The sequence below is a fragment of the Limosilactobacillus caccae genome, assembly GCF_900156885.1.
Classification (GTDB): Bacteria; Bacillota; Bacilli; order Lactobacillales; family Lactobacillaceae; genus Limosilactobacillus; species Limosilactobacillus caccae.
Genome location: NZ_FTOY01000009.1, coordinates 161,853 through 178,421, shown reverse-complemented (window position 1 = coordinate 178,421; position 16,569 = coordinate 161,853). Strand labels below are relative to the sequence as shown.

The window sequence follows — 16,569 nt, the reverse complement described above, 5'->3', positions numbered from 1 at the left end:
TTTTTTATTTTTAAATCATTTAGTAGCTACGGTGTGCTGGCGCCTGGTAATCCGTCATAAACTGCAAGATCTCATCAAAACTACCACTAAAACACAGACTATTTAAGTACGGATCTTCAAGAAAGCCCGCCCGGTTCATCTGGTGAAAGAGCTGTTCTAATGAATCATAAAAGCCACGAAAGTTGTAGAACGCAACCGGCTTCTCATTATCGCCAACCGTTGTCCATGAGGCTGCCTGGCTGATTTCTTCTAAGGTACCAAGGCCACCAGGGAAAGCCAGCATCCCGTCTGCCAGGCGCATCATCGTTTGCTTGCGGACATCCATGTTCGGAACAATCTGTATGTCTGGCAGCTCACGAAAAATTGCGCCACGGTCAGCTAATTCTTCCGTAATCACCCCGTGGACCACGCCACCATTTTCCAGGACTGTCCGGGCAATCTTCCCCATCAAGCCAAAGGCACCACCACCATAAACCAGTTCAATATTGTTGGCGACCAACCACTTTGCAAAGCGTTCAGCCTCCATATCGTATACCGGGTCGTTCCCGTCACGGGCGCCACAGTAGACGGCGATTCGTTTAATCATTTATCGCTACTCCCTTCAATATTATTTAATGATGCTAGCTGCTGTTTAATTGTTTCAGCAGCGCTTTTTATTTCTTCTTGCTCCAAGGGATACAAGTTCAATAATAATAGGTTACCAACCCCCTGCCGACCAATCAAGGCAGGAAAACTGACATAAGTTGAATATTGCGGCTGATAAATTGCTACTGGCAAGGCAAGTTGCTCATCAGCAAAGATTGCCGTCATGATCCGCAATGTCCATGCTGTAGCCGCACTAACGTTATAGCCAATCCCACTTAGGGTATACCAGTTACTAAGGTTAGCCTTGATTTTCAACTGGCTCTGGTCAAGGTGGTGACCATTTATTGCGGCCGTCAAGGGCTGGCCGTTAACATGAACTGTTGACCACGCAAATACTTGGTGACCATCGTGCTGACCATAGACAAAGCCACTAACGTTAGCAGTGGCAACCTTTGCTGCCTCTGCGATTGCCCGATGTAAACGAGCAGTTTCAATTACGGTGCCGAGACCAATCACCTGCTTTGGCGGAAGGCAAACCGCCTGCTGAAGGACTGCTGTGATTGCTTCGTTCGGGTTGGTTAGGTTAATTATGATTCCCGCGAAGCCACTTTCGTTAAGTTGCTTGCCAACCACTTGAGCTTCGTGATAACTCGTTTCTAACTCGGCCATCGGTTGTTGTTTTAATAACTCACTCTTCCCGAAAGCAGTAACAACAATGTCCGCATCGGCAAGGGCAGCATAGTCTTGCACGATAATCTGGGTATGAGTCGCCAAGGCAGATTGGGCATCGTTTAGGTCTGCTTGCACCCCCACTGCTAGCTGGTCATCTTTGTCAATCAGTACTAATACATCAGTTTTACCATTCACCACAAGCTGGTTAGCAAGCATCCTCCCGACATGGCCCAGGCCAATAATTCCAATTTTTCGCATTTTAGATCTTTCCTCCTATTTCCCGGGAAATAAAAAAGCCGGGGCATTCCCCAGCTTGTCGTCTTATTCCTGATAATTTACTGCTTCAGGGAACGTTTCAAGAACCACATCACGAGCGCCCTTTGAAAAGTCAAAGCTGGCATTAGCAGGATAACTTTCTTCATGATCACCCGCCTGTAAGCTAACGGTCGTCTCACCAAGGTCAACTTGTAGTCCTAGCTCAATGGCGGCCTTTATCAGCAGCTGGATATCATCTGAATACTTGTCACTGATTGCTTGCAGCGGGTGCTGGAAGTTGATGTTCTTCGTATAACGGTCGTTTGCAATCTTTAAGCCAAACGAGAGCAAATCACCGTTATCTAACTGGTCAGCCAGCTGCCCGCTGATGGTTAACGCTGGGTCATCAATCCGCCGCTGAGCAAACTTCAACGCTAACTGGTACTCCCGCGGCGCGTTGAACTCCGTCACGAAGTTTTGCAAGTCAGCAATCAAGGCTAGCGCCTCATCACGCATCCACGGTAACTGCTCTTTTGGTTTTTGCAGGGCAACCTGATCATTGCGCTTTTCTGCTTCGACCAGCCGGGCGGATAAGTTATCCGGCAACGGGGTAATGATACTGTATAGCAACAACAACTCAAGGAAGTTGATTGTATCATCACTAATCCCCGTCCGCGATAACGGATCAAGGTCGAAGTTACGGAACTCCAGGTAATCGATCCCCTTCTCCAGGATTCCCTGAATATCATGGGGATCTTGATTATGATGACGTAGGCGGACAGGACCAAAGAACTCTTTGAGACTGTAGTAGGTCCCGTTATCCATCAATTTCTGCAACTTTGCAAAGTGCTGCTCTAGGGAGTCATAACCGACCCGCTCTCCAGGCATGTTGTCATCACCGTAATCACTGCAGCGCAAGCTCCGCACTGGCAACTCTAAGTCATCCGGGGTACTGTGCGGCATATCTTGGGATACCGGGCTTGCCCCGAATAGGTAGGTAAACAACCACTGGTATAGGCAAAAAGTTTGGACCAGCTTGAAGTAAAGGTGGTTTTGAAAATCGACCTTGCTCTTATACCGTTCCGTATAAAAGCGACGATAGAGCTCATCAATCAAATCACCGTTTAAGCCGAAATTGACGTGGACATCCCCCAGAATCTCTTGAACAATCCCGTACTTTTTACCAAGATAGTCGTGGGTCTCTTGGTCCCAAGTCTTGGTCGAAAAGTCCGCCAAAAAATCAAGGTCTTGCTGGTAAGTCGGCCCCGGAGCCATACTTAGTGGCCATAAGCGTTCATCATCGTGTAACTGTGAGATCACAATCTGCTCCAGCATTTTCAGCCGCCGGACAGCATTTTTGCTCCCCACAACAGGTGTTGTCTGAAAGTCCATCATGTCATCCGTAAAACCTGAATTTAGGTATAGGTTATGCTGGCGTGAGCGCAGATTTTCAGGGTATGGATAGCGGCTTGAGCGCCCATTGGTCAAAATCCGGTGCTTCTTCGCTTCAAGACCGAATAGTGATGAGAATAGCTTTGCATTAAGGGCCGGCTCTTTCAATGCCGCCTTGATTTGTTCATAGTGTTCATCCATCCTGAGATCCCCCCAATCAATTTAATTCACAATCAACAATACCACTTTTTTAAGATAATGGACAATCCTCAATTGTAAATTTATTTGGTGATGAAGTCGAGAATCTTAAACATAATCTGTTGGTTTTCCTGGGGAACTCCATGCTTTAGGATATCTCCCGGCCGCTGGTTAAGATCATTACCATCTAACGCATACTGCCCATCGTTTACAACCATCTTTTGCAGGTCGTCTTCTGCGGGCTCAAAGTGGAATTGTAAACCAACAACATTGTCATTAAGAATGAAACCCTGATTTTTAAGCAGGTCACTTGAAAACAGTAATTGTGCCTCTGCTGGAACCTCAAACATTTCTTCGTGCCAGTGCAGGGCCACTAGCTTCTCTGGAACACCCGGAATAATGTCATTTTGGCGGTAGACTGGTGCCCAACCAACTTCCTTATGTGGTGCCTTGCCAACTTTGTAGCCGAGGGTCTTCGCAATTTGCTGAGCACCAAAGCAAGCCCCAAAGATTGGCCGGTGGGCATCGAGGAGCTGCTTAATCAACTCCCGTTCTTCTTTGATCCATGGCTCGTCATCGTTGGGACTCATTGAGCCACCGAGGATAACAAGCATGTCCGTCTCTTCAGCTGACGGCAGCTTTTCAAGTAAGCTTGGATGGTAAGTGTAAACATTGTGGTCATGGTTGTACGCCCAGTCCATGATAAAACCAGGCCCTTCGTTTGGGCTGTGTTGTAAAATATTAATTCGCATAAGATCACCTTTTTTTATCTGTTATTATAGCAAATTGTCGGTAGGGAGAGCGCTTTAAATACTTATTGATCCCCCTATTTCTGTGCCATTTATCAGTCAAATACTGCTGGTAAGCGCTATAGACGGGTTGCCGCCAGTCGCAAGGCACGCGCCGCCAAGCCAAAACATCAGCAAAGCTTTTCACCAGGTCAGCGTATTCGCCACCGGCGTGAAGATCGTGGGGATAATGCCAATATTTTTTTGCTGCCCGCCGAATTTTGCTGTTTGGCGGCTGGCTAATATCTAACCACTGGTGGGTATGCCGGTATTTACTAAGCACCAGGTGCCCACCAGCCGGGATGCCATAGTTGAAGGACTCAGTATTCGCGACTTGGTAAAGCTGGTGGATAGAATAATGAGCTGGGCTACCGTCAATTAAGCCATTGCTACGATGATGGTAGACGTTCCACTGGCTAACAAAATTACCAGTATCAATGTCGATAATGAACTCAATCATCCTAGCCGGATTCCTACGCAGGCGGTATGAATTACGGGTTAGTTGCACCTTCATATTCCGTGGATAAGTGAACTGGTCGTGGTAGCGGTTATGAAAACCCGCTGCGGTTTTTAAATCTAGTCGTAAGTGATGGTCAATTGCATACTGGCATAAGCGGTGAAGGTCGGTTGCGTTTGCTGATATCGTTTCTGTCCGGTAGTGACGAATAAAGTTAATGTTTTGCCGGTCAAGGTAGCTTCTGAAAAGGTGGATTTTTTGCCCCAGCTCATCGGCTTTCAAACCAGCTGGCGTATGATAAGCCGCAACTACTAAGTCCCGGAAATACGGGTAAAAACTACTTAGCGGCGTCAACGTTGGTGCGAGGATGTAATCGCCCGGTGGTAGTTGCAAGAAATGATCATGGTCGATAAACGCGTGGAGGTGGTGGTTGATAATGAGGTCTAGCTGTGCCGCTGCGGTTAAGCCACTGTGGCGCAGCATCGTTAGGTATGCCGGTGAACCGACTTGGTTTAGTTCTCGCAAGTAACCACCCCTATTTCCCAGGAAATATCATAGTCAGATTCCCCACCACTGGCACTTCTTGATATCAACATGGGTCTCATCCTTGAAGGGGACCCCTTCCGCTAATAGCATTGGCCGTTGATCAAACCAGCCAGGAACAAGCCGCCCCGTCGCTGTTACCACCCGGTGACAGGGGTGTTTTCCATAATTTCCCGCTTTCCCCAGTGCCTTACCAACTAAGCGGGCATTTCGCGGCCGACCGATCAAGCGGGCAATTTGACCATAGCTTGCTACCCGGCCAAGCGGAATTATATCGACAATGTTAAGGACATCTTGCATGAAATTTTCGTCGATCTTTGTCATTATCCGATAACTTCCTGCCGCAAATTTTGAACCCGCCGCTTTATTTCATCCCGAACCTGACGAAAGACTGCTAACTGTTCTTCGTCCGTTCCCGTCGCCTTGGCCGGATCAACTAGCGGCCAGTGGATTGCCTTTGCCTGTGATGGAATAGCGGGACAGCGGTCACGGGCATCCCCACATAAGGTCACGATCAAGTCGGCCGTCGCAAAGTAATCAGGATCGATTAGTTTTGACTGCTGGTGGCTAATGTCAACGCCGTCTTCAGCCATCACCTTGACCGCGCGGGGGTTCAGTCCATGCTGCTCAACCCCTGCACTCTGAATCTCAGCTTTATCATGAAAAAATTTCTTTGCATACCCTTCCGCCATCTGACTACGGCATGAATTACCGGTACAGAGGAAGTAGACTCTTTTCATTGCATATGCTCCTTTGCTGTTTGCTAATCCTAAGCACGATGACTATTACATATGATTATAATAGACCTGCACCAGTTGGATAAAGTCATTTACATCGTAAGTTGTGCCAAAATACTTGTTGGCTGTCTTGTTCCAATAAGCTGTCGGGTCCTGGTGGTCGGTCCCACCCAGGTAACGGGTAACCATGTCATGTGTCCAGACCGTTCCAGTGCCATCCTTGGCCCCCTTGATCACTGGCAAGTTATTCTTTTTCAAAATATAAGCGGTATAGTAGGCAGCATTAGCGACCTGCTTGGCAAAAGCGCCCGCAGAATACTCGTGTGGCATCTCAAACTGAACATAATAGGGGTTCGCTTTTGGGCCGGCACCGTCTGCCATGTACTTAGTGTCCGCAATGTTACGGATCTCCTGGGCATCGATAAAAGTGTGGACGAAGACCTGGTCAGTCTTGTAGTTTTGGGCCATGTAACGCGCTTCGCCACTAAGGGTAGAATATTCAGTCCCCGTGTCATGGATAACCACGCCCTGCGGCATTCCTGTCGAGCTAGCGTATCCCCGCTTGATAAATTTATCATTAATTTGCTGGCTGATCTTCACATGGGGATAGCCAAGTTGCGCAACATATTTATTGACATCATTGTCTAGTGAAATCTGTAGATCCTTTGCGAGCACATAGTAAGTTTTTCCATTGACCTGTACCCGGGCAAAGGTTTGCTGTTGCTTATTAGCTTTAACCAGGTAATACCGATCGACTTTCACCACCGAATTAGCATCAACCTTTGTTCCCCCTAATGATGATAGCGACTTATACAGTTTTGTTGCGGGGGCAATTGTTGCCGTTTCGTTTACCGGATAAGACTGGTTCACCTGGCGGGCAGAACGGTGCATCAGGTAAAAGAGCCCCGCAATGATTAGAAGTAAGAGAATGATTAAGATAATTAGTTTATTTGGTTGGTTCTTATTTTTTCGCATACTTCCATTGTAGTAAATAATTGTGAAAAATGATGGAAGTTAGGGTACGATTAGGGGGTGTTGGGGGAGTACTTTTCTTTTGTTGCCTTAACGAGTGCTTGATTTACTAATCGAATAGCTGACATACCCTGATACACTTTACTGCCAAAATTAATATCTCCATACCATATAATTTGATCATCAAATACCGAAATATTATTTCCTATTTTCTCCTTATTTATTTGTAATTTAATCTTTGAATTCAGTAAATTACTATATTCCTTATTTCTCTTATCAGCATTAATTATTAAGTGGATTTGCTTCCCTAGGTTAGCTAGTTCATTCATCTTCTTTACTTGGCGCAACGTCAAGTGTCTAAGACAAAGGTAGATTGTCGCTGCCTTTGCTAAATCATGCTCCCAAACTAACAAATAATTTTTATCAGTATAGTAAGCTGAAGAGTATGTATTCCACTTTGCTGAACGAACAAACTGATATCCTTGCTGAACATAAACTTTCATTCTTTTTTGATACATCTTTGCAAATACATCATCAGAAATATCAACATAGTCATATACCCGCAATTCATCTTTATTAGCAAGGTTTCTTTCTAACCTTCCCAGGTATTGCTTGGTATTTCCACGCCACGAAAATGGGAGAACTAAAAATAACGTATCTAAGCTTGCAAGGTCAAATCCTTCTCCTACATACTTACTAGTTGAAAGAATTACATACGCTTTACTTTCATCTTTTATACTAAGCTTCGTTTTGCTTTGTCCCGTAATAAAATACACCGGCGCACTCAATCCATCCAATTGCTTTTTTAAAATTTTCAAATGTTCAATTCGTTCGCTTAGTAATAATATATGTCTTTCTTCTTTTAATGCTTGCTTTACATCCGAAACTATCTGTTTATTCCTATCATTACTTTCTACCAATTTTTTAATCTTTTTCGTGTAGCTATTATTCTCCAAATCATTTTGAATCTCTAATGCTCCATTATACCGAGGATAAATATATCGTGGAATTAAATAGTCTGCTTCATTTTCCTCCCCTTGGTAATAAATGTTTCCACAACGATAATACATAAATTTTTCTAAACCATCTTTACGCTCTGGAGTTGCTGTCAATCCGACGATATAACTTACATTTGCTTCAACAAGTACTTTTTCAAAGGTTGTTGCAGATATATGATGGCATTCATCAACAATGATCTGCTCATAATCTTGGTATAATGTCCAACGTTCTTTTGCTGACATCTGAATAAGTTTACGGATATTAATTATATCAACAAGCCTGGAAGGATGGTTTCGTGATCCTGAAATTATCTCAACTTTCTTTTTTCGAACTTTTCGCCCCTTTTTAGTCATTTCAGTGTATGGCTTATCTTGAATATCTAAAAAGCTAAGTCCTGCCTGTTGCCACTGCTGAGCAATATTGGTCGTTGGAACAATAACTAAAGTCTTCGCCTCACGTTCTGCGATTAATGCGCAACCAACAACAGTCTTACCAAAGCCGGTGTGTGCACAGACCATTCCTAATTGGTGTTCCTTCATTCGGGCAATCGCAGTTTTTTGCTCAGAATGTAAGCTCCCTTTAAAGCTAACGGTTAGCGGTAAAGGTGACGTAAATTTTTCAATTAATTGGCAATTGCAATTTTCCTTTAGCATTGGAAGAACACCGCGCGGCAAGCAAATATAGCTTCCTTCAATTCTAGCAGCCGTTAAAACCGATGGAGTGTCCCAAACTGGCATTCTCATTCGTTGCTTTTTAATAAATTCAGGATTACTAAAAGTAGCCAGGCCCAATAATGAAAGCTGTTCTTTGCGCGTTAAGTTTTGCCGCTCGATAAATATTTCACCGGTAATGAAACCATAAATTTTCCGTGGAAAAGCCTTAAAATCATGTAAAGATAAAACGTTATTCTTACCGTTTATTAGCTTCATATCGTTACTGATAATATCTATAAACTTGTTTACTTCACTTTCGGCATATCTCTTTGTATTCGCTAAACAATTAAATAGCTTTTCTGAAGGCAAAGGTTGCAAATTATCATCCGTAAATATAGACTTTTGTTCCTTAACATCACTCCACTTTAGCGGTAAAGCAATGAGGTTGCCAAAGCCTTTCTTAGGTAGCGAGTCCTGGTTAGGGATCATTCGATCAAAACACGATAAATCAATTTCATCACTGCTAATCATTGCTTCAAGGAGAATCAACCTCCCTAAAAACGTACTGTGCTAGCTTTAATTGGTTGACTAAAGAATAACCACAGGTGGTAGCTACTACCAGATGATGAAATTTCAGGAAGACAATCAATTTTATACTTACTACATGTTGCCAAAACTGCTTTCGTGGTTTCATAAGGATCAATTAATGATGCATGTTTATCAAAGTCAAATACTAATAAGTTGGTAGTATCATCATCTAACAAAGGGTAAATACCATAACGATGATACTTATCTGATGACAGGATTTGATCGCGGATTACTTCTTTAGTAAATGGCGCATAATCTTTTTTCAGGTTCTTTTGTGCTTCTTTATCATTTCGAAGCTTATAAAAACTCCACCAATTCTTTAGTGCTGGACTATATCCTTTACCATTACTCCATTTTTGTGCATAAACATCGGTCCGTCCAGAAAAGTATTTTGCATATAATTCTAATTTTTCTTTCGTAGTTCTCTTCTTTTGAACAAGATCGGCTAACTCTTGTTCTCCAATAATCCAGTCATCCCCTGACTGTGAGGTAACCAGGTAGTCCTTCTTTTTACTGCCATAATGCCAAAAGACTTGATTAATCATGATACTGTCGCCATTATTTAATTGGTAATCTTTTCCTAAGTCCATCTACTTGCTCCTTTGTTAACGCTTTCGAGGATAATATATCATCTGTTTATTAAAATAGAAAGATAAATGATAGAACTACGAGTAGAAAAACAACTCAATTTACTTGAAGCAGAACTAAAAAAGTTATCCATTGGCACTGGATAACTTTTTAATCTCTCTTTAGTTGTTGAATGAAGTTGAACAGTCCCAGACGGTCAGTGTCTGTTAACTTTCCAATTGGCTGACGGCTAAATACCCACGTTCTTGTTAAACGATAAAGTTTATGGGTATCAATATACGATTGCTTTTTTAAGCCTGCTTGTTGCCATTCTTTAATAGGATAATATAGCTTTTTAATTTGTGCTGATTTCTTTTGGTACTGGCTAGTTACTTTAAAAACCATTACTTGTTCTTGTTCAATCTTAATCACTAAGGCTGGCCGAAGTTTACTACTGATACCTTCATCAAAGGGAACATTAGCAATGTAAATGTCCATTGGTTTCATCATCCATTAACCATCCAATCGTGAAATTCTGGTGACTTTTTTGGATCATAGTGTCCTTGGCTATCCAGTTGAACATCTTCAACTGGAATTTGTTTTACCAAATCTGCCCAGTCTAATGCTGTTGGTAATTTTTTGATGGTAACTTCATCACCTTTCATTTCAAATGAAACTTCAGTTCCCTTTGTTAATCCCATCGCCTTACGAATTGCGGCTGGAATAACAATTTGACCCTTTTGCGACATTTTACCAGTTATTACATTATCCATAATGCTCCTCCTTCTTACGTAAGACTTCTTACTTTATTTTACCAAACTTTATTCATAACACCAAGATAAGAAAGTCATCATAATAATAGCTAGAAAGACTATTTTAAACATCTTCAAAAATTAAGCATCGGCTTCATTGCCTAGTCGGTGCTTTCCTTTGACCTATTTTGATTAGATAATGATCGATCATTCGACCCAACTGGAATTAACTTATGACGTTCAACATTCTAAATTACCAAGACGTCATCGTTTTAAATCAGCATTAAAAAAGGCAACACGTGGTCTAAATAGTAATCTTACCATTATTTAAATTGATCCCAATAGTCGTCGTCGGATTCAACAATTGGATCATCTAGCAAAACATCCCGTTGAATTAGTTGATCCCGTAAAATCGCATAACCAAGGGCCCCTTCCTTGGCCTGCAAAGCTTTTTCCATCCAATATAGTTTCTCTTGGGAAAGCACAGCTACTGAACAACTATTTGATAGAGCAATGTGGACTATTTCATCATCATTATTTACTTGGTCTAAATACTTTTTAATGTGAGTTTAAAAGTATTTTGTGGGGACATATCAGTCCCATCAATCAAAGCAATGCGTTTATGAGAAACATATTTGGAATTCTCACGCATAACCGATTGGATATGCTGGAATCACCCTTACGAGAATTTTACGGGCAACGGTTGTTTCCTCAAGATGAGGTGATTTCGATGAGCTATTCTTCAAAAAGGATTACAATCCGTGAGCGTTTACCAGGCACTCATGCTAGCGTTAGTATTTGAGACTTTCATTGTTGCATTACAAATATCTTCACATTCTGTGCATAATAAAAAACCGCCCAAAAACTTTGGCGAGTTACAGACGATCCCTTTATTAATATAAAATAGCTAAGCCACCGCCATTAAAGCGGCTCTTTTTTGTTTATAACCATAATTTGCCATTATAGTAGCAAATTATAAAGAGTTGAACTTATTCTGAAGTTAGTTTAGCCAGATACTAACAACTAATTAGGTCAATAGACGGTATCTTTTCAAAACCTTCATTACCTATTTGTAAAATGCTGTCAAAAAATACCATACTCAGTTGACTTAGCTTATTATTATAACTTCTACGATATGACTTCAATTTCCAATTCTCTGCCTTAGCTCTATCACCACGATTATTTAATGTTGTAATAACTGAATTAGCAGCATGTTTTTTTGTTACGTTCGATTTTTGATACCACGCTGCTGCATTATTTACAGACCCATATATTAAATTCCAGATTTGACCTATAGAATATTCTTCAATTAAGTGGTTTATTACTAATCTAGTCTTATCTTGAGGATTAAAATTAAATCTTGCTTCGTTCATTTGCTCAACCAAATATTCTAGGCATTCATATAAAGCAATTTGCCTCCACATACCTAAGCATTCCTCTTTATGGTGTTGGATTATATTAGTTCTGTCAGGATACTCTAAATACCCCATCCCTTCGGAACCCATTTCAACATTAACTAAATAATTTACTTTGAAATAATAATATTCATTTGGAAAATTATCTGCAGAGAAAGCATCTATGGGAGACATAGGATCAATTAAAATTATATTCTTTGATAGTAAATGTTCTAGTATTATCTCGTCAAATTCGTTAGTTGGTGATAACTTATTTTCAATTATTGTTTCTCCTGATATTTTATTAGCTTCTTCATTCAATCCCGCGTGAAGAAGCGCCGACAAAAATATCTTGGATGATGATGACAAATCTTCGTATTTAACTTTATCTATATCTGTAGGATACGTTAAAATAACTAATTCTCTTTTTTGTTCTTGTATTCTCCTTCTTTCTTCTCTGCATCCATCGCAATTGCAGTTGCTATTCAGCTTATGACCACAAGTAGGACATTGAGGTATTCTTGTTGAATATCCAGTCCTACTAGTCAGCTGCTTTACTAAGTTTGAATCATCATATGGACATTTTTCTTCTAAATAGACAAATGGAAATTCTTTAGCTAGATTTCTAACATTGCTACTTATAGAATACTTACTTCTAATTTTGGCAACACTTAAATCACTATTATAATAATCTTCCATAATATTCATTATCTGGGATCTGTCAAATGAGCTTAATTCCCCATTATAGTCATTCCAGTCAAAAGAGAATGATTTTATATTCATTATTTATCACCATCCTGATTCATTTGTTATTTGGTAACAATGCTGTTAAACACATTGTTAATGGTATCTAATGTCAAACAAGCTAAAAATCTTTTTACAACACTTACACCATAAAGACAATCATAAATGACATTGCAAATAAACAATCATTTAATTACATGCAATATATGATTATTTAGGCCGCAGAACAATATCACTCACTAAATAGATGATTCATAAGTGTAGAAATTTCGCTAATCAGGTCCTTGTACACTCTTCACAGTTCGTGTCTTACGAATCGCCCATCACTTTGTTGCTCGTTCTTTGGACACTATTGCATGGAGTTTTCACGCTCCTGTTAGTCGCGTTCCAGCACCGTCACACTCTCCACATGCGTCGTCTGTGGGAACTGATCCACCGGCTGGATTGGCTTGGTTACCTGGTAGCCCTGTTCCGCAAAACGCTGGATATCCCGTACTAACGTGGCTGGGTTGCAGCTGACGTAGATCACCTTTTCCGGTGCCATCTTGCCTGTTGCTTCAATTAAGGATTCCGCAAGGCCCTTCCGTGGTGGGTCGACAATTACTACGTCCGGCTTCAATCCCGCTGCCTGCCACTTGGCAAACTGGTCTTCTGCCTTCCCCACGACGAACTTGGCATTCTTGATTCCATTGCGCTTAGCATTATGCTTGGCATCCTCGATTGCGGCGGGGACGATTTCGACCCCGTAAACCTGCTTAGCGTGCTTGGCCGCCGCTAATGAGATCGTCCCGATTCCACAGTAAGCATCAATCACCGTTTGACTGCCATCGAGGCCGGCATTATCAATGGCGGTCTGGTAAAGCCGTTCTGTCTGCTGAGGATTGACCTGGTAGAAGGACAGTGGCGAAATTGCAAAGTCAATCCCGAGCAACTGGTCATGGATTTCGTCCTTCCCCCAGAGGGTCTTGTTCTTATCGCCGAGCAGGCGGTTAGTCTTCTTGTCATTGATATTTTGCACGATGCTCTTTACCTCGGGCACCCCATCGACAATCCCCGCAACAATTTGCTTTTCCATCGGCAAGCGCTTGGTATTCGTCACGAGGACGACCATTACTTCATGACTGTAGTAGCCCCGGCGCACCATCACCGTCCGGATAACGCCCTTCCCGGTCTGCTCATCGTACGGGGTCACATGAAAGCGCCGCAAGAGGTCACGGACAACGACGATTGCCTGGTCGATTGCCGGATCCTGGATGTAAAAGTCCTCAATTGGCACCAGGTTATGACTGCCCCGCTTGTAAAAACCGGTTTCTAACTGCCCCCGGATTAACTTTACTGGGACCTGGGCCTTATTCCGGTAGTGATAAGGCTTTTCCATCCCCATCGTCGGCAGGACCTTAATATCTTCACGGTGCGCCTTGGCGAGCAATTCTTCAATTTGGTGCTGCTTAAATTTTAACTGGGCATCGTACTTCAAGTGGCCGAGCGGCGCAATCCCAGTTTGAATGTACTTCTTATCCTTAACATCAACCCGGTCAGGACTCTTTGTCTGCCAAGCCATCACCCGGCCCCAGGCAAAGTGACTGGTGACCTTGGTGATCCGGACGGTAACCTTCTCCCCCGGCAACGCGTTGGGAACAAATACCGGAAAGTCGTCAACCTTAACGACCCCGTTGCCTTCGTAAGTCAAGTCGACAACCGTTGCTTGGTATTCCTCATTCTTATGCACTGGTACTTTAACTTTCATCAGTTAACCTCCAAATTAATAATCTTATTTATGTATAAAAGAGCTGCGGCAACCCTGCCACAGCTCTCATTATTAATTAGTGGCGTCCTTATTATCCTTAATGTCGTCAACTTTCTTAACGAAGTCTTTTTCAACTCGCTTAAAGTCCGCTGATTCCGTAATTGCATCATGCGGAATCGCATCAAGGTTGGCAACCACTTCAATATGTTGTCTTAAATCGTGGAACTTCATCGGTGCATCCCCACCGTATTCACCATCGAGGTTGATCATCATCCGATCCTCATCATTAAGCGGGGTCACATCAATATCCGTCGCCTTGGCGTAAATAATCCGCGGATCATCCAGGTGCTTCCCTTGCAGGGCCTTCGTCATCAAGCTAAGCATGTCTAACACGCTACTCTTCTTCACGATGATCATGGTGAACTTTCCATCATCAAGGGCTGCATCCGGAACAATCTGCTCAAAGCCGCCGACCGAGTTAGTTAAGGCAATCAAAATCATTGAGGCCGCGCCACGGTACTCGTTGTCATCGTACTTGATGGAAATATCAACCGGCTTGATCCGGGGCATTAACTCGGCCCCCTTAGCAAAGTAAGCCGCGTAGCCAAAGAGGGACTTCATCTGGGAAGGAACATCATAGGTCAATTCCGTTAACGTTCCCCCGGCAGCGATGTTCATAAAGTAGTTATCGCCGGCCTGGCCAATGTCAATCTTAAACTTCTTGCGCTTGTTTAAGATTAACTTGGCCGCCGCAATCGGATCATCGCGGGGAATCTTTAATGCCCGCGCATAGTCATTGGTTGTCCCGGCAGGAATGATCGCCAACGTTGGCCGGTGCTCTAAGCCGGCGATCCCGTTAACGACCTCATTTAAGGTCCCGTCACCACCGGCCGCCACGATCAAGTCAAAACCATCTTCGGCTGCCCGCTGTGCCTCATTTTTCGCTGAGTCAGGGGCAGGCGTCGTCGCAAATGCGCTGGTCTCGTAGCCGGCCTTTTCGTAAATCGCCAAAATGTCAACCAGGTCACTGCGGAGCGCTTCCCGGCCTGACGTTGGATTATAAATCACACGCGCACGTTTTCGCACGGTCACCCCTCCAAACTATTTCGTCTTTAAGGACTTCATCAACAACTGGGTAACCACTTGTGGGTTAGCCTTCCCGCGGGTTTGCTTCATGATCTGACCCATCAAGTAACCGACAGCCCGGTCTTTCCCGTTCTTAAAGTCTTCGATTGACTGGGCGTTGTTGGCTAAAACATCGTCAACGATCGGTTGCAATTGTGCAGGGTCAGATAATTGAACAAGACCGTGTTCCTTCGCGTAGGCGCTTGGTTCTTCACCATCTAAGATTCCCTTGAAGACCTTCTTAGCCATCTTAGAGGAAATCGTCCCGTCTTCGATCAACTTAACCATCCCGGCAAGGTTAGCTGGGGTCAACTTGGTATCTTGCAGGTCAATGTGTTGGTCGTTCAAGTAGGAGTTAACATCGTTCATCAAGTAGTTGGCAATCCGCTTAGCGTCGCCGCCATCCTTGACCGCTTCTTCAAAGAAGTCTGACATTTCCTTTGTCTGAGTAAGCACCATCGCGTCATAGTCACTCAAGCCAAGATCCTTAACGTAGTGTTCACGACGCTCACCAGGCATCTCTGGCATTTCGCTTTCGATTTCCTTGATCCAGTCATCGCTAACTTCTACTGGTGGCAGGTCTGGTTCAGGGAAGTAACGGTAATCGTCGGCCCCTTCTTTGCTCCGCATCGAAACGGTCATCCCCGTTGGTTCATCATAACGCCGCGTTTCTTGGGCAATGTGACCACCAGCCATTAAGACCTTTTGGTGCCGTTGTTCTTCAAAGGCCAGTGCCTTACGGACATAGTTGAAGGAGTTGATGTTCTTCATTTCCGTCTTCGTCCCGAACTTGTCAGAACCGATTGGGCGGATGGAGATGTTGGTATCAACCCGCATCGACCCTTCTTCCATCTTGACGTCAGAAATCCCAGTAAACTGAATCCGTTGACGCAATGCTTCAAGGTAGGCCACCGCTTCTTCTGGTGACGCGATGTCTGGCTTAGAAACGATTTCAATCAGGGGGGTTCCCTGCCGGTTCAAGTCAACATATGAGTACTTGCTGGTGTGGGTGTTCTTCCCCGCATCTTCTTCGATATGCATTTCCTTGATCCCGATCTTCTTCTTTTTCCCGTCAACTTCAATCTCAATCCAACCGTCATGAGCAATTGGCGTATCTGATTGGGTGATCTGGTAGGCCTTCGGGTTATCTGGGTAGAAGTAGTTCTTCCGGTCAAAGTGCATGTGGTGGGCAATTTGGGCGTGGAGGGCTAACCCGGCCATGATCCCATCACGAACAACGCCCTTGTTAAGGGTTGGCAATACACCAGGGTATCCCCAGTCGATGACGTTGGTATTAGCGTTAGGTTGGTCACCGTATTCAACGGGGGATGGACTGTAAATCTTTGAATTAGTCTTTAATTCAACGTGGACTTCGAGCCCAATAGTTGTTTGAAAGTTCAT

At 43.4% G+C, this 16,569-nt stretch carries 17 protein-coding genes; all 17 read right to left on the bottom strand.

Annotation, left to right across the window (positions count from 1 at the left end):
* Positions 1-19: 19 nt before the first annotated feature.
* The 17 genes from CZ502_RS03115 to gatB all read right to left on the bottom strand — a co-directional run bounded on the left by CZ502_RS03115 (position 20) and on the right by gatB (position 16,569).
* Entirely contained in the window at positions 20-586 is a 567-nt protein-coding gene (locus CZ502_RS03115) for an LOG family protein (protein WP_076459638.1), read from the bottom strand.
* Positions 583-1,515 carry a lactate/malate family dehydrogenase gene (locus CZ502_RS03110; protein WP_076459637.1) on the bottom strand — a complete coding sequence of 311 codons (933 nt, stop codon included), beginning with the start codon at positions 1,513-1,515 and terminating at the stop codon, positions 583-585. Before CZ502_RS03110 ends, CZ502_RS03115 begins: the two co-directional genes overlap by 4 nt.
* A 63-nt stretch (positions 1,516-1,578) precedes the next feature.
* Entirely contained in the window at positions 1,579-3,105 is a 1,527-nt protein-coding gene (locus tag CZ502_RS03105) for a glutamate--cysteine ligase (RefSeq protein WP_076459636.1), read from the bottom strand.
* Between the two features lie 80 nt (positions 3,106-3,185).
* Positions 3,186-3,854 (bottom strand): type 1 glutamine amidotransferase, encoded by a 669-nt coding sequence (locus CZ502_RS03100; RefSeq protein ID WP_076459635.1) that lies wholly within the window; start codon positions 3,852-3,854, stop codon positions 3,186-3,188.
* A gap of 4 nt (positions 3,855-3,858) precedes the next feature.
* The gene (locus CZ502_RS03095; protein WP_159434549.1) at positions 3,859-4,872 is read right to left on the bottom strand and encodes a DUF3114 domain-containing protein; all 1,014 of its coding nucleotides are present in this window, start codon (positions 4,870-4,872) and stop codon (positions 3,859-3,861) included.
* A 33-nt stretch (positions 4,873-4,905) separates the two neighbouring features.
* Positions 4,906-5,214 carry an MGMT family protein gene (locus tag CZ502_RS03090; RefSeq protein WP_076459634.1) on the bottom strand — a complete coding sequence of 103 codons (309 nt, stop codon included), beginning with the start codon at positions 5,212-5,214 and terminating at the stop codon, positions 4,906-4,908.
* Positions 5,214-5,630 carry an arsenate reductase (thioredoxin) gene (gene arsC, locus CZ502_RS03085; protein WP_076459633.1) on the bottom strand — a complete coding sequence of 139 codons (417 nt, stop codon included), beginning with the start codon at positions 5,628-5,630 and terminating at the stop codon, positions 5,214-5,216. The genes CZ502_RS03090 and arsC overlap by 1 nt, the downstream gene beginning before the upstream one ends.
* 45 nt (positions 5,631-5,675) lie before the next feature.
* Complete coding sequence (locus CZ502_RS03080) at positions 5,676-6,602, bottom strand: peptidoglycan recognition protein family protein (protein WP_076459632.1); 927 nt, start codon at positions 6,600-6,602, stop codon at positions 5,676-5,678.
* Between the two features lie 50 nt (positions 6,603-6,652).
* A complete protein-coding gene (locus CZ502_RS03075) occupies positions 6,653-8,800 on the bottom strand; it encodes a DEAD/DEAH box helicase family protein (RefSeq protein WP_234982442.1) in 2,148 nt (715 codons plus the stop codon).
* A gap of 5 nt (positions 8,801-8,805) precedes the next feature.
* Positions 8,806-9,429 carry a TOTE conflict system archaeo-eukaryotic primase domain-containing protein gene (locus CZ502_RS10860; protein ID WP_234982441.1) on the bottom strand — a complete coding sequence of 208 codons (624 nt, stop codon included), beginning with the start codon at positions 9,427-9,429 and terminating at the stop codon, positions 8,806-8,808.
* A 148-nt stretch (positions 9,430-9,577) separates the two neighbouring features.
* A complete protein-coding gene (locus CZ502_RS03070) occupies positions 9,578-9,916 on the bottom strand; it encodes a type II toxin-antitoxin system PemK/MazF family toxin (protein ID WP_234982440.1) in 339 nt (112 codons plus the stop codon).
* Positions 9,913-10,179 (bottom strand): AbrB/MazE/SpoVT family DNA-binding domain-containing protein, encoded by a 267-nt coding sequence (locus CZ502_RS03065; protein ID WP_076459631.1) that lies wholly within the window; start codon positions 10,177-10,179, stop codon positions 9,913-9,915. The genes CZ502_RS03070 and CZ502_RS03065 overlap by 4 nt, the downstream gene beginning before the upstream one ends.
* Positions 10,180-10,481: 302 nt before the next feature.
* Positions 10,482-10,721: a prevent-host-death family protein gene (locus CZ502_RS03060; RefSeq protein ID WP_076459630.1), complete on the bottom strand. Its 240-nt coding sequence runs from the start codon at positions 10,719-10,721 to the stop codon at positions 10,482-10,484.
* Between the two features lie 453 nt (positions 10,722-11,174).
* Positions 11,175-12,335, bottom strand: a complete 1,161-nt coding sequence (locus CZ502_RS03055; protein ID WP_076459629.1) for a hypothetical protein — start codon at positions 12,333-12,335, stop codon at positions 11,175-11,177.
* Between the two features lie 337 nt (positions 12,336-12,672).
* Entirely contained in the window at positions 12,673-14,043 is a 1,371-nt protein-coding gene (gene rlmD / locus CZ502_RS03050) for a 23S rRNA (uracil(1939)-C(5))-methyltransferase RlmD (protein ID WP_076459628.1), read from the bottom strand.
* Between the two features lie 72 nt (positions 14,044-14,115).
* Positions 14,116-15,129 carry a diacylglycerol kinase gene (locus CZ502_RS03045; protein WP_076459627.1) on the bottom strand — a complete coding sequence of 338 codons (1,014 nt, stop codon included), beginning with the start codon at positions 15,127-15,129 and terminating at the stop codon, positions 14,116-14,118.
* A gap of 15 nt (positions 15,130-15,144) precedes the next feature.
* Positions 15,145-16,569 carry an Asp-tRNA(Asn)/Glu-tRNA(Gln) amidotransferase subunit GatB gene (gene gatB, locus CZ502_RS03040; RefSeq protein WP_076459626.1) on the bottom strand — a complete coding sequence of 475 codons (1,425 nt, stop codon included), beginning with the start codon at positions 16,567-16,569 and terminating at the stop codon, positions 15,145-15,147.

What these genes read in the sequence shown, in the direction of transcription:
- CZ502_RS03100 (WP_076459635.1), bottom strand. Translation starts at nt 3,854, where the DNA reads ATGCGAATTAATATTTTACAACACAGCCCAAACGAAGGGCCTGGTTTT.
- CZ502_RS03065 (WP_076459631.1), bottom strand. Translation starts at nt 10,179, where the DNA reads ATGGATAATGTAATAACTGGTAAAATGTCGCAAAAGGGTCAAATTGTT.
- CZ502_RS03090 (WP_076459634.1), bottom strand. Translation starts at nt 5,214, where the DNA reads ATGACAAAGATCGACGAAAATTTCATGCAAGATGTCCTTAACATTGTC.
- gatB (WP_076459626.1), bottom strand. Translation starts at nt 16,569, where the DNA reads ATGAACTTTCAAACAACTATTGGGCTCGAAGTCCACGTTGAATTAAAG.
- CZ502_RS03115 (WP_076459638.1), bottom strand. Translation starts at nt 586, where the DNA reads ATGATTAAACGAATCGCCGTCTACTGTGGCGCCCGTGACGGGAACGAC.
- CZ502_RS03105 (WP_076459636.1), bottom strand. Translation starts at nt 3,105, where the DNA reads ATGGATGAACACTATGAACAAATCAAGGCGGCATTGAAAGAGCCGGCC.
- arsC (WP_076459633.1), bottom strand. Translation starts at nt 5,630, where the DNA reads ATGAAAAGAGTCTACTTCCTCTGTACCGGTAATTCATGCCGTAGTCAG.
- CZ502_RS03080 (WP_076459632.1), bottom strand. Translation starts at nt 6,602, where the DNA reads ATGCGAAAAAATAAGAACCAACCAAATAAACTAATTATCTTAATCATT.
- CZ502_RS03070 (WP_234982440.1), bottom strand. Translation starts at nt 9,916, where the DNA reads ATGATGAAACCAATGGACATTTACATTGCTAATGTTCCCTTTGATGAA.
- CZ502_RS03055 (WP_076459629.1), bottom strand. Translation starts at nt 12,335, where the DNA reads ATGAATATAAAATCATTCTCTTTTGACTGGAATGACTATAATGGGGAA.
- rlmD (WP_076459628.1), bottom strand. Translation starts at nt 14,043, where the DNA reads ATGAAAGTTAAAGTACCAGTGCATAAGAATGAGGAATACCAAGCAACG.
- CZ502_RS03110 (WP_076459637.1), bottom strand. Translation starts at nt 1,515, where the DNA reads ATGCGAAAAATTGGAATTATTGGCCTGGGCCATGTCGGGAGGATGCTT.
- CZ502_RS10860 (WP_234982441.1), bottom strand. Translation starts at nt 9,429, where the DNA reads ATGGACTTAGGAAAAGATTACCAATTAAATAATGGCGACAGTATCATG.